Below are 12,178 nucleotides of genomic sequence, written 5' to 3' on the forward strand. Positions count from 1 at the left end.
GTCGACAGGCGGGCGAGACCCAGCGCCAGAAGGTCGCCGCGCTTGGAATTTGCCAGTGCGTGAAGCTCGTCCAGCACGACGCATGACAAAGAACCGAAAAATTTATCCGTATCCGGATAAGAAAGCAGCAGCGCCAATTGCTCGGGCGTCGTCATCAGGATGTCGGGCGGTGTGTGACGCTGGCGCAGGCGGCGGTTCTGCGGCGTGTCGCCGGTGCGGGTTTCCACCGATATATCAAGGCCCATCTCGGTAATCGGCGTTTCGAGATTACGCTTGATGTCCACCGCCAGTGCCTTGAGCGGCGAGATATAGAGCGTGTGAAGCCCGCCTCCCCGCCCCGCCGAAAGCTCCACCAGCGAGGGCAGGAAGCCCGCCAGCGTCTTGCCCGCGCCGGTGGGAGCGATGAGCAGGACGGAGCGGCCCGCCTCCGCGACCTCCAACAATTGGAGCTGATGAGGCCGCGGAGCCCAGCCGCGCGCGCCGAACCAGCCCCGGAAGGGTCCGGGCAGCAGGTCGGTGTCGGCTGCGGATAGGGACTCGCTCATGCCGAGGAGCCTAGCTGTCCCCCGCAAGACGGCAAACCTTGTCTTTTTTCATATGCGTAAACATGGGAAACTGCGCGCTTTCAGGGGTCCCAACCTTCAGGAGCCAGACCACATGCTCGCGCAGATGCCCGCCATCGTTCAGCAGAATATCGACGCCTTGCTGCCTTTCGCTCTCCAGTACGGGGTCAGCTTCGTCGCCGCCATCCTTATCCTTATCGTCGGCTTCTGGTTTGCCGGGCGCGCAAAGACCTGGACCATGCGGGCGCTGGCACGCGGGCCGGTGAAGGACGACATGCTGCAGAGCTTTTTCGGCAGCATCGTCCGATACCTCATCATCGCCGCCACCCTTCTGGCCGTGCTCGGCGAGTTCGGGATCGAGACGACCTCTCTCATCGCCGTCATGGGCGCCGCCGGTCTGGCCGTCGGCCTCGCTTTGCAGGGCACGCTGTCCAATGTGGCGGCGGGCGTGATGCTGCTCATCTTCCGTCCTTTCCGCACCGGGCAATATGTGGAAATCGGCGGCATCGCCGGCACGGTGAAGGAACTCACCCTGTTCTTCACCGAACTCAACACGCCGGACAATGTGCAGATCATCGTGCCGAACAGCGGTGTCTGGGGACAGCCGCTGAAAAACTATTCGTCCTATCCGACACGGCGCGTCGACATCACATTCGGAATTTCCTATGGCGACGATATCAACAAGGCGATGGACATCATCCGCTCCGTCTATGAAGCCGATCCGCGCAGCATGAAGGAACCCGAGCCCTTCCTCGGCGTGATCGGGCTCAATGACAGCTCCGTGGATATCGTGATGCGTCTCTGGGTCGCCAATGCCGACTACTGGCCGACCAAGTTCGAGATCACGAAGAAAGTGAAAGAGCGTTTCGACGCGGAAGGGATCACGATCCCCTTCCCCTCGCGTACCGTCTACCAGGTGGCCGATGCCGCGGACTAGCTCCGCCCAACAATCCAAAGGATGCCGGATATGGACAAACTGCTTGGCGGGCCGCTGCTGCCGACCCTTCTGAAGCTCGCCATCGCCTCGGTGGTGGTGGGCATCGTGCTGGCGGTGTTCGGCATCCGCCCGATCGATTTGTGGCGCGATTTCATCGACACTTTCATGCGCGTCTGGGAAATGGGCTTCGACGCCATTCGCTGGTCCGGCGAATATTTCATGCTGGGCGCCATCGTGGTGATTCCGATCTTCATCATCGTGCGGCTCTGGAGCGTGCTGGTCGAACGCAACGGCAAGAACGGTCCGCAAAGCTGAGTTTGACGCTGCGTCTCGTCCCGCCGGCCAGGCGCGGGACTAGGCGCGGCGGCTCTCGCTGCTATCCTCCTCTCCGAACGCAATAATGAATGGCCGGTGTCATAACGGCCAAGGAGGACAGCATGGTTTCGATGTTCCGCGAGGGGCTTCTCACAGGAAAGCGCATTCTCGTCACCGGCGGCGGCACGGGCCTCGGCAAGGAAATGGCCGAGGACTATCTGAGGCTCGGCGCCGATATCCATATTTGCGGGCGCCGCAAGAAAGTGCTCGACGACACGGCCGCCGAGCTGATGGACAAGCATGGCGGGTCGGTGAAAACGCGTAGCGTGGACATCCGCGTTGCCGAAGCCGTGGACGAGATGATCGGGGAGATCTGGGCGAGCGGTCCGCTCACCGGCCTCGTCAACAATGCGGCGGGCAATTTCATCTCTCCGACCAAGGATCTTTCCACGCGCGGCTTCGACGCCATCGCCAATATCGTCTTTCACGGCACCTTCTATGTGACGCATGCCTGCGGTACGCGCTGGATCCGCGACGGCGTGCCGGGCAGCGTCATTTCCATTCTCACCACCTGGGTGTGGAACGGCGGCCCCTTCACCGTGCCGTCGGCCATGTCGAAGGCGGGCGTCAACATCATGACGAAATCGCTTGCCGCCGAATGGGGCCAGTACGGCATCCGCCTCAATGCGATCGCGCCCGGTCCCTTCCCCACCGAAGGCGCATGGGCGCGGCTAAGCCCCGGCCAGTCGACCGACGGCGATCAGGAACGCGACGGCATTCCGATGGGGCGCGTGGGGCAGATGGACGAGTTGAAGAACCTCGCCACTTTCCTGATGGCGGATGGCTGCGACTATCTTTCCGGCCAGACCATCGCCATCGACGGCGCGGCCTATTCCGCGGGCGGCGGCAATTTCTCGCGGCTCTCCTCGCTCAAGGATGACGACTGGGAGCAGATGCGGGACATGATCCGCAGCGCGAACGACAAGGACAAGGCGCAGCGCAGCGTGTGACCGTCAAACGGCGCAGGTTAAACCGCGCTGGCGCGCCAGTGGATTGCCGTGACCTTCCAGTTCCGAATGACGGCGTCGGGCGGCACCTTGCCGTCCGGCCCGTCCCACTTGCCGGCCAGCTCGTAATAGATGCGCGTCGACTCGGCGGCCGGGCAGAAAAGCCGTCCGGCATATTCTTCGACGCCCGGCAGACATTGAGGCCTGTCGTCTTTCTTGTAGATGTCGGTATAGAGGCTGCCGACATGAATGCCGTGCATGTCGCGAATGCCGGGCGAGAAGACGATGACGCCCGCGACCGACCGCTCGTCCGCGTCCGGTACGACTTCCATCATCTTCTCGTTGTTTTCCTCGACGAGGATGACGGGATATTTCTCTCCCTCGCGCGAGACCTGCCGACGCGAAACCGTCGTGCCCGGCAGAAGGGCCGACACGGCGTCGGGATCGAAGGCGGTGATGCCGGTAATGGGGCCGACGCCTTCTTCGGTGACCTTGATGGCCTTCGGCCCGGAACATGCCGCAACCAGAAACAGGATCGCGGCCGCCGCGAGCGACGCCTTGGTTCCGGGCTTTCGTGCCATCGATCAGTTCTCCCCGTTCATTTCGATCACGACCTTACCGACAACCTCGCGGTTTTGCAGCATGCGCATGGCATCAGCCGCCTTTTCCAGCGGAAAGCGGGCGCAGATATAGGGGTCGATCTTTCCCTCCGCAGCCAGACGATCTATCGCTTCGATATTGGCCCTGCCCGCCTCCGGGTCGCGGCGGCCATACTCGCCCGCCCGGACGCCGACGACGGAAAACCCCTTGATGAGCGGCATATTGACGGGGACGGACGGGATGCGGCCACTGGTGAAGCCGATGACGAGCAGGCGTCCGTTCCAGGCAATGCAGCGCACGCTCTCGTCGAACACGTCGCCGCCCACCGGATCGTAGATCACATCGGCGCCCTTGCCGCCGGTGAGTTCCTTCACCTTGTCCTTGAAGCCGTCATTGATGTTGAGCACATGGTCGGCCCCGCGCGCCTTCACCACTTTGAGTTTTTCATCCGACGCCGATGTCGCGATCACCGTTGCGCCGAGCAGCTTTCCCATCTCGACGGCGGCAAGCCCGACGCCGCCAGTGCTGCCGTGGACGAGAAGCGTTTCGCCCGGTTGCAAATGACCGCGGCAAACGAGCGCGACATAGGCCGTGAGATAGGCTGCCGGATAGGCCGCGGCCCTGGCGAAATCCATGCCTTGCGGGATGGGGCGGCAGGCTTCAGCCGATGCGTTCACTTCCTCCGCGAAACCGCCGATGCGCAAGCCCGCAACGACATGATCGCCGACTTCAAGTGTCGTGACGCCCTCGCCCAGTTCGGCGACGATGCCCGCGCCCTCCATGCCGGGCGAGAAAGGCAGCTCCGGCTTGAACTGATATTTGCCCTGCACCATCAGGATGTCGGGGAAGTTCACCGAGCAGGCCTTGAGCTTCAACCGCACTTCGCCGGGACCGGGCGGCGGCAAGTCCATATCGTCCATTCGCAGAACGGAAATATCTTCCGACAGCTCATGCACACGCATCGCCCGCATGGGCACCTCCCTCTTTTTCAATATCGTTTCGCGCAGCATAGGCAGAGCGCGTGAGCGAAGGAAGCGTCAGAGATACCCGAAGGCGGAAAGCAGCGTGACCGCGCCAAGGGCGATGAAGATGAACGCGGCGGTTGCGCGCACCCAGCCAAGCGGCACGAACTGAGCGACCTTCTCGCCAAAGAACACCACCGGCACATTGGCGAACATCATGCCCAATGTCGTCCCTGCCGCTACGTGAAGCACGGAATCGAAACGCACCGCCAGCGCCGCCGTGGCGATCTGGGTCTTGTCGCCGATCTCCACCAGAAAGAAGGCGACAAGGGTGGCAAGGAAAGGCCCGAACTTTTTCGTGCGGTCGAGTTCCGTTGCGTCTTCCTCCGGCGCCTTGTCGGGGATCAGCGCCCAGAAGCCCATCAGGATGAAGGAGACGCCGACGAGACGGGTCATGAGCTCGCGGTCCATAAACCCGGCAAGTTCCACCCCCGCCCAGGCGGCGAGTGCGTGATTGGCAAGCGTCGCCGCGAGAATGCCCCAGACGACCGGCCAGGGCTGGCGAAAGCGCAGCGCAAGGATCAGCGCCAGAAGCTGCGTCTTGTCGCCGATTTCGGCGATGGTGACGGTGACGGTGGAAATCAGGAAGGCGTCCATCTCGAAGCTCCGGCCGGGCAAATACACCAATGGCTTTACGCTCTCCGCCCGGCCAGGCGAAAGCGTGAAACCAAAGGTCTTGCCAAATCGGGCCGAAAATCCGGCACCTTTCACGAACGCCATGGCGTGAGCCAAGTGTGTTGACGTCCGCCCCTCTCAGACCCCGCGCGGTGCGGGCGGAGGGAGGCTACTCCCCTAAGGACAGCATTCAGGTAGCATAGCCGTGACGTCTTCTCAAGCCGAGCTGTGGAGCGCCGCTTTCACATCCGCCGCGATTTCCTCGCAGGCCCGTTTCGCCGCGGGCACGGTGCCGGACATGGCGGTGAAGGCGTGGGCGAGCCTGTCATAGCAGCGATAGGTGACGGGCACGTCCGCCGCCTTCAGCCTGTCGGCATATGCCGCCCCCTGATCGCGGAGCGGATCGAAGCCCGCCGTGACGACGATGGCAGGCGGCAGGCCGGACAGGTCCTCCGCCTTTAGGGGCGAGGCGCGCAGATCCTTCTTGTCTTCGGGCTTGTCGATGTAATGGTCGATGAACCATTGCATGATGTCGGCGGTGAGCGGATAGACCTCGGAGCAGCTTTCCATCGACCCGCCTTGCGCCTCCATATCCGTTACCGGATAGATGAGAAGCTGACACGCGGGCGCAGGACCGCCCTCGGCTTTCATTTGCTGCGCCACGACGGCGGAGAGATAGCCGCCCGCGCTGTCTCCGCCAACGCCGATACGGCCCGCCTCCATGCCGAAAGAGGATGTGTTTTCCTCAGCCCATTTATAGGCGGCCAGCGCATCGTCCACCGCGGCGGGAAATTTGTGCTCAGGTGCGAGACGGTAGTCGACGGACAGAACCGCGCAATTGGCGCTGCCGGCGAGAATGCTGCAGAAAGTCTCGCAGGTATCCAGATCGCCGATCACGCAGCCGCCCATATGAAAATAGACGAGGCCGGGCAGCGGGCCGGCTGCATGTTTGGGCCGGTAGAGACGCGCGGCCAGCCTGCCGCCGGGCCCCGGCATGACGACTTCGTCGATCGCCACATTGGCGCGCGGCGCATCGTCCAGAAGCGCCAGGCCCTGCGCCGCCGCCGCGCGGGCGGCCACCGGGTCGAGCGTGGTAAGCGAGGGGGCCTTCGCGCCCTGCACCGCAAGCAATTGCACGCGCGGATCGATCACCCTTCCGTCGATGGAGAGCGGCTCACCGCCCGACATGCGCAGGAGAGCGCCCTCGGGCAGTTTCATCAGGCCACGGATGACAAGCTTCTGTAAATTCATTTGCCGTCGTCCTTGCGGTCGTTCGCGCCGGAGGCCGCGGGCGCCGTGCCTGCGACGGGCAGATTGTGGAAACCGCCCAGCACCAGCGCCGTCGCAAACTCCGCCGCGGCGGCGGGGTCGACATTGTCGCGCGCGATCATGCGGTCGCCCATTTCCATGGCGAGCCCGACCACGGATGCCATCAGATATTCGGAATCCACGGGCGGCAGCGTGCCGTTGCGAATATCCTCTTCCATATATTCGCGGATCTCTTCAAAACCGGCGATCATTTCCGCCGTCTCCATGCGCACGCGCACCGTGTTCGGATTGCGGCGCATCACCTCGAACGTCTCCCGGTCGGAGGCGAGATATTCGAAATAGGCGTGAAGCGCATTGCGGATGAAGTCTTCGAAGGTGCGCGAGCGAATGCGCTCCGCGCGCAGGCGCGGGCGGATGCGGCGCATGCCTTCATCCATCAGCGCCTCGAACACTTCTTCCTTGCTGCGGAAATAATTGTAGAAGGTGCCGGAGGCGAGGCCTGTGCGGCGGATGATGTCGCGCACCGTCGTCGCGCCATAGCCCAGATCGGCAAAGACGCCCCGCGCCGCCTGAAGGATGGCCTCCCGATTGTTGATTTTCGTCCGTTCTCGCTTGCCGAGGGGCTTGCCTTCCGCCCGCTCCTTCACAGCGTCTTCCACGCTATCTTTCATACTGGTTCCAGTGCCCCCACCGGCCCGCCGCCGAGGCGGCTGACCCTGATTTCATGTTGGGCCCGAGTCTAGACAAAAGTGAATCAACGTCAACTTTGAGAATGCATCCCAGGGCGCAAAAACCGCTTTTCTTTCAGACAGTTGCGTAAGCGCACCTCGGTATCGGGCAGAATCACATAGAAATCCGGTATAGGTTATTCCCTTTCAGGGCGCAGTTGACACGACGACGCCCGGACGCCCTACTAGCGCCGTTTCGCGGCCGGCGGCAGCCCAAGGCAAGAGTGACCATGAGTGACCAGACGAATATCTCCCCCGAACAGATTCGGATGATGAAGGATGTGCTGATCGAGCATGTACCGCATGCACGCGCACTCGGCATGAAAGTCGAGGATGCCGCGCGCGGCGAGGCCTGGCTCAGCGTGCCCTATAACGAGGATCTGGTCGGCGACATCGAAACCGGCGTGCTGCATGGCGGCGTCATCACCGCCATGCTGGACAATGCCTGCGGCATCGCCGTCCAGCTTTCCCTGCCCGAGCGCATCGCGATCGCGACGCTCGACCTGCGGATCGACTATATGAAGCCCGCCACGCCCAAGCTCGACCTCAATGCGCATACGCATTGCTACAAGGTGACGAAGAACATCGCCTTTGTACGCGGCGCGGCCTATCACGAAGACGAGGAAGATCCGATCGCCACCTGTGTCGGCAACTTCATGCTGGCGGCCAACCGGGCCATGCCCATGCCGATTTCGGAAGAGCTTCGTCAGCAGGCGGATCAGGTTCTTGGCGGAGGAAAAGCGGAATGAGCGAGACGAAAGATCTGAGCCTGTTTCTCGATCGCATTCCCTATGCGCGTTTTCTCGGGGTCGGCGTCGACCGGCGCGGCAACGAGATCACTACTGTGCTGCGCTACAAGGAAGATCTGATCGGCAACCCCGTACTCCCGGCGCTGCATGGCGGCGCCATTGGTGCTTTCCTTGAAATGACGGCGATGGCTCAGCTCGCCTTCGAAACGGGGATCGACGCGCCGCCCAAGCCGATCAACATCACCATCGATTATCTGCGCTCGGGCAAACCGCAAGACACCTTCGCCCGCGCCGCGATCACCAAGCAGGGACGGCGCGTCGCCACGGTGCATGTGGAAGCCTGGCAGGAAGACAAGTCCCGGCCCATCGCCGCGGCGCATGGTCATTTCCTGCTGAAGCAGCCCGACGAAGCGGAAGCATGAGCGAGAATGCGTCGCCCGACAGGGTCACGCATGCCCGCGTCCTCGCCATTGCGGGTCCCATCGTCATCTCGAATGTCTCGACGCCTTTATTGGGGCTTGTCGATACGGCGGTCATCGGCCAGATCCCCGACCCGGCGCTGATCGGCGCCGTCGCGCTCGGTGCGACCATCTTCAGCTTTCTCTATTGGGGCTTCGGCTTCCTGCGCATGGGGACGACCGGGCTCACCGCGCAGGCGCTCGGCGCGGACGATATGGACGAAGTGCGCACGAGCCTGGGGCGCGCGCTCATCATCGCGGGCGTCGCGGGCCTTGCGCTCATCATGCTGCAATGGCCCATCGGCAAGATCGCCTTTTCGCTTCTTCACGGCAGCGCGGAGGTGGAGCGCCACACACATGACTATTTCGCCATCCGCATCTGGTCGGCGCCTTTCACGCTTGCCAACTTCGCGCTGCTGGGATGGTTCATCGGGCGGCACAAGGCGCGCACCGCACTTGCGCTCCAATTGCTGCTGAATGGCACGAACCTCGTCCTCGACATCACGTTCGTCGTCGGCCTCGGCTGGGGCGTCAAAGGCATCGCCGCGGGGACGGCCATTGCCGAAATCATGGCCGCGCTTGCCGGGCTTGCCATTGCCGCCGCCTCGCTCAAACGGATGGGCGGGCACTGGGACCGCGCCAAGCTCTTCGATGCAGAACGCATCCGGCGGACGATCACCGTCAATCGCGACATCATGATCCGCACGCTCTGCCTCGTCTTCGCCTTTGCCTGGTTCATGGCCAAGAGCGCGGATATGGGCGATGTGCAGCTTGCCGCCAATGCGGTGCTGATGCAGTTCGTCTCCACCTCCGCCTTTTTCCTCGACGGGTTCGCCTATGCGGCGGAGGCGCTGGTCGGCAAGGCCATCGGCGCGCGCACACGGGAGAGGCTTTCCGAAGCCGTGCGCATTTCCACCGTCTGGGCGGCGGGGACGGCGGTTTTCCTTTCCGTCGCTATCCTCGCGGGCGGTCCGTCATTCATCGACCTGCTGACGACCGCGCCGCATGTGCGCGACGCCGCGCGCCTCTTTCTGCCCTGGGCGGTGCTGACGCCGCTTCTGGCGGTGTGGAGTTTTCAGCTCGACGGCATTTTCATCGGCGCGACGCGCACGGTGGAAATGCGCAATGCGATGATCGTCACGCTTGCGCTCTTCCTTCTGGCATGGTGGCTGCTGGCGCCGGCCTATGGCAATCACGGGCTCTGGGGCGCCTTCATGATCTTCTATCTCCTGCGCGCCGCTTCGCTGTTCTACTACTATCCGCGCGTCAGAGCCGCCGCGGAGGCGGAGGGCCTCACCACTCGTTGAAGAGATCGAGCACGTCTTCCGGCGGGCGGCCGATCTTCGCGCCATATTCTCCGACCACGATGGGGCGTTCGATCAGGATCGGGTTTTCCACCATCGCCTTGACAAGCTGCTCGTCGTTCAGGCTTTCATCGTCGAGGCCGAGGGCCTTGTAGGGCTCTTCCTTCTTGCGCATCAGATCGCGCGGCTTCATGCGCAGCTTTTCCAGAATGCCTTTCAGCTCGGCCTCAGTGGGCGGCGTTTTCAGATATTCCACGATGTCCGGGACGATACCGTGCTGCTCCAGCAGGGAGAGCGTCTGGCGCGATTTCGAGCAGCGCGGGTTGTGGTACATCGTTACGGCAGTCATCGCCTGTCCCTTTCGAAAATTATTCCGTATCCTGACCGATGGCGTCCTGCACGCGGGCAAAGCCGTCGGCCTTCAGCATCGCGGTCAGGTCGCGCTTGATGGCGCCGACAAGGCCCGGCCCTTCATAGACGAGCGCGGTATAGAGCTGCACCAGCGAGGCGCCGGCCCTGATCTTTGCATAGGCGTCCGCGCCGCTGCCGATACCGCCGACGCCGACCAACGGTATCCGTCCGCCGGTCAGCTTGTACATCTGCCGCAAAATGGCCGTCGACAGACCGAAAAGCGGCTGGCCGGAGAGGCCGCCGGTTTCCCCCGCCCGGGCGCCCTGCACCAGCCCCTCGCGCGCGATCGTCGTATTGGAAACGATCAGACCGTCGAGGCCTTTTTCGGCGGCCACATCGGCGATGTCCTGTAATTCCTCATCCGTCAGGTCGGGCGCGATCTTGAGCAGGACCGGCGTTGCGCCCGCCCTCGCGGCCAGCACCCGCGTCACCAGCGTTTCGAGCTCCGCCTTGTTCTGCAGCGCGCGCAGGCCGGGCGTGTTGGGCGAGGAGATGTTGACGGTGAAATAGCTCGCCAGCCCCTCGAAAGCGCGGATGCCGGTTTCATAATCGGCGATGCGGTCTTCGCTGTCCTTGTTGGCGCCGATATTGACGCCGACGATGCCGGGCCGTCCGCGCCGCGCCTCAAGGCGGCCTTTGGCGGCCGCATGGCCTTCATTGTTGAAGCCGAGCCGGTTGATGACGGCACGCTCATGCGTGAGGCGGAAGATGCGGGGGCGCGGATTACCGGCTTGCGGGCGCGGCGTCACCGTGCCGATTTCCGCAAAGCCCATGCCAAGGCGCAGCATGGCGTCGGGCACTTCGGCATTCTTGTCGAAGCCCGCCGCTATACCGACGGGATTGGGGAAATGCAGTCCGAAGAGGTCTATTCCCAGTTCAGCGGGGTCGGCCCCTCCAGCCGGCACAAGGCCCAGCTTCAGCGCGCGAATGGTGTTGCGATGCGCGGTCTCGGGATCCATCAGGCCCAGAAAGGGCCTTGCGAGCGGGAAGAGGTTCATCCGCTTCAGCTCTCCCCGTCCATGACCGCCGCCGGAAAGACATGCCCGCCCTCCGGCCCCAGCGGCAGGTCGTGCACGCCGGTCACGGCCGTCATCGGCAACACGTCATAGAGGTGGGGAAAGAGGTCGCCGCCGCGCGAGGGCTCCCATTTCAGCGCCTCGCCCAGCGCGTCCGCATCCACGGCCACCAGCAACAGGCCCTTGCGGCCCGCAAAGTGCCGCGCCGCGGTCTCGCGGACCTGCGCCGCGGTCGAGAAATGGATGAAACCGTCATCGAGATCGACAGGCGAGCCGATGAACCGTCACTCCGCTTCGGCGGCGTGCCATTCATGCGCGCCCACTATCTTGAAGATGGTTTTGGTCATAAGCCGTCTGATGTTTCTCGCGAAGTGCGCGCACTCTAGCGGCGGGGATGCCCCCTCACAAGCTGGCGCGCCGTCGCCTGCCGGGGCCTGCCGGGGCCGCGCTCCATATGGCGCGATTCCCGAAATCATGCCAGATTGCGGAAATAGGATTTTATTCAGCGCTCGCGTCATATCCGGAAGGGAGCTTGCCGCATGCCGCGTCAAATGACCCATGCCCGCATCTGGGCGGCGATCGACAAGCTGGCCGCGCATCGCGGCCTGAGCATTTCCGGGCTTGCCCGGGCGGCGGGGCTGGACCCGACTTCCTTCAACAAATCCAAGCGCTTCACCCCTGCCGGACGGCCGCGCTGGCCCGGCACGGAAAGCCTTTCGCGCGTGCTGGAGGCGACCGGCGCGGGCCTCGACGAATTTCTGACGCTGGTCGAGGATGGCGAGACGGCAGGCGAACACACGCATCGCGTGCCGCTGATCGGATTTGCACAGGCCGGTCTCGGCGGGTTTTTCGACGATGCGGGATTTCCGGTGGGCGGGAGCTGGGAAGAGATCGCCTTTCCCGCCATTGCCGACCCCAATGCCTATGCGCTGGAAATCTCCGGCGACAGCATGGAACCGGTTTACCGGGCAGGCGACATCATCATCGTGTCGCCCAATGCCAGTATCCGGCGCGGCGACCGCGTGGTGGCCAAAACCGCCGACGGTCAGGTTCTGGCAAAGGCCTTGGGGCGCCGCATGCAGGGCGAGATCGAGCTTCTGTCGCTCAACCCGGCCTATGAGACGATCCGGGTTCCGGCCCGGGAACTGATCTGGCTCGCCCGCATTCTCTGGGCCAGCCAGTAA

Annotated in this window: 15 protein-coding genes and 1 pseudogene; 7 read left to right on the forward strand and 9 right to left on the reverse strand. The window is 63.5% G+C overall.

Annotation, left to right across the window (positions count from 1 at the left end; genetic code table 11):
- Positions 1 to 545: DEAD/DEAH box helicase (locus tag CMI59_RS14460; RefSeq protein ID WP_293328940.1), on the reverse strand; the 545-nt coding region annotated here is incomplete at its 3' end.
- 112 nt (positions 546 to 657) lie between these two features.
- On the opposite strand from CMI59_RS14460, the gene CMI59_RS14465 reads away from it, so the two are divergent.
- The 3 genes from CMI59_RS14465 to CMI59_RS14475 all read left to right on the forward strand — a co-directional run bounded on the left by CMI59_RS14465 (position 658) and on the right by CMI59_RS14475 (position 2,825).
- Positions 658 to 1,500, forward strand: a complete 843-nt coding sequence (locus tag CMI59_RS14465; protein WP_293328941.1) for a mechanosensitive ion channel domain-containing protein — start codon at positions 658 to 660, stop codon at positions 1,498 to 1,500.
- A gap of 30 nt (positions 1,501 to 1,530) precedes the next feature.
- The gene (locus CMI59_RS14470; RefSeq protein ID WP_293328942.1) at positions 1,531 to 1,815 is read left to right on the forward strand and encodes a DUF6460 domain-containing protein; all 285 of its coding nucleotides are present in this window, start codon (positions 1,531 to 1,533) and stop codon (positions 1,813 to 1,815) included.
- Positions 1,816 to 1,946: 131 nt separating this feature from the next.
- The gene (locus CMI59_RS14475; protein WP_293328954.1) at positions 1,947 to 2,825 is read left to right on the forward strand and encodes an SDR family oxidoreductase; all 879 of its coding nucleotides are present in this window, start codon (positions 1,947 to 1,949) and stop codon (positions 2,823 to 2,825) included.
- Positions 2,826 to 2,842: 17 nt separating this feature from the next.
- Here CMI59_RS14475 and CMI59_RS14480 read toward each other — a convergent pair whose 3' ends face one another.
- The 5 genes from CMI59_RS14480 to CMI59_RS14500 form a co-directional block, all read right to left on the reverse strand.
- Positions 2,843 to 3,403, reverse strand: coding sequence for a DUF1131 family protein (locus CMI59_RS14480; protein WP_293328943.1), 561 nt, complete (start codon positions 3,401 to 3,403; stop codon positions 2,843 to 2,845).
- Between the two features lie 3 nt (positions 3,404 to 3,406).
- Positions 3,407 to 4,393, reverse strand: a complete 987-nt coding sequence (locus CMI59_RS14485) for an NADPH:quinone oxidoreductase family protein (RefSeq protein ID WP_293328944.1) — start codon at positions 4,391 to 4,393, stop codon at positions 3,407 to 3,409.
- A 66-nt stretch (positions 4,394 to 4,459) separates the two neighbouring features.
- Positions 4,460 to 5,041 (reverse strand): TMEM165/GDT1 family protein, encoded by a 582-nt coding sequence (locus CMI59_RS14490; RefSeq protein ID WP_293328945.1) that lies wholly within the window; start codon positions 5,039 to 5,041, stop codon positions 4,460 to 4,462.
- A 234-nt stretch (positions 5,042 to 5,275) separates the two neighbouring features.
- Positions 5,276 to 6,310, reverse strand: a complete 1,035-nt coding sequence (locus CMI59_RS14495; protein WP_293328946.1) for an alpha/beta hydrolase — start codon at positions 6,308 to 6,310, stop codon at positions 5,276 to 5,278.
- Positions 6,307 to 6,999, reverse strand: a complete 693-nt coding sequence (locus tag CMI59_RS14500; RefSeq protein ID WP_293328947.1) for a TetR/AcrR family transcriptional regulator — start codon at positions 6,997 to 6,999, stop codon at positions 6,307 to 6,309. The genes CMI59_RS14495 and CMI59_RS14500 overlap by 4 nt, the downstream gene beginning before the upstream one ends.
- Before the next feature lie 287 nt (positions 7,000 to 7,286).
- Between CMI59_RS14500 and CMI59_RS14505 the strand changes: the two genes are divergently transcribed.
- The 3 genes from CMI59_RS14505 to CMI59_RS14515 are packed head-to-tail and all read left to right on the forward strand — an operon-like array spanning position 7,287 to position 9,570.
- Complete coding sequence (locus CMI59_RS14505; RefSeq protein WP_293328948.1) at positions 7,287 to 7,805, forward strand: PaaI family thioesterase; 519 nt, start codon at positions 7,287 to 7,289, stop codon at positions 7,803 to 7,805.
- Positions 7,802 to 8,227 carry a PaaI family thioesterase gene (locus CMI59_RS14510; protein ID WP_293328949.1) on the forward strand — a complete coding sequence of 142 codons (426 nt, stop codon included), beginning with the start codon at positions 7,802 to 7,804 and terminating at the stop codon, positions 8,225 to 8,227. The genes CMI59_RS14505 and CMI59_RS14510 overlap by 4 nt, the downstream gene beginning before the upstream one ends.
- Positions 8,224 to 9,570, forward strand: a complete 1,347-nt coding sequence (locus CMI59_RS14515; protein ID WP_293328950.1) for an MATE family efflux transporter — start codon at positions 8,224 to 8,226, stop codon at positions 9,568 to 9,570. The genes CMI59_RS14510 and CMI59_RS14515 overlap by 4 nt, the downstream gene beginning before the upstream one ends.
- Here CMI59_RS14515 and arsC read toward each other — a convergent pair.
- From arsC to CMI59_RS14530, 3 genes and pseudogenes are all read right to left on the reverse strand, one after another.
- On the reverse strand, positions 9,557 to 9,916 hold the full coding sequence (gene arsC, locus CMI59_RS14520) for an arsenate reductase (glutaredoxin) (protein WP_293328951.1): 360 nt from the start codon (positions 9,914 to 9,916) through the stop codon (positions 9,557 to 9,559). The genes CMI59_RS14515 and arsC overlap by 14 nt on opposite strands.
- Positions 9,917 to 9,935: 19 nt before the next feature.
- Positions 9,936 to 10,976: a quinone-dependent dihydroorotate dehydrogenase gene (locus tag CMI59_RS14525; RefSeq protein ID WP_293328952.1), complete on the reverse strand. Its 1,041-nt coding sequence runs from the start codon at positions 10,974 to 10,976 to the stop codon at positions 9,936 to 9,938.
- Between the two features lie 5 nt (positions 10,977 to 10,981).
- Positions 10,982 to 11,341 (reverse strand): annotated as a pseudogene (locus tag CMI59_RS14530) (DUF952 domain-containing protein).
- 192 nt (positions 11,342 to 11,533) lie between these two features.
- Between CMI59_RS14530 and CMI59_RS14535 the strand changes: the two are divergent.
- The gene (locus CMI59_RS14535) at positions 11,534 to 12,178 is read left to right on the forward strand and encodes a helix-turn-helix transcriptional regulator (RefSeq protein ID WP_293328953.1); all 645 of its coding nucleotides are present in this window, start codon (positions 11,534 to 11,536) and stop codon (positions 12,176 to 12,178) included.

The organism is Parvibaculum sp., assembly GCF_002684405.1.
GTDB lineage: Bacteria > Pseudomonadota > Alphaproteobacteria > Parvibaculales > Parvibaculaceae > Parvibaculum.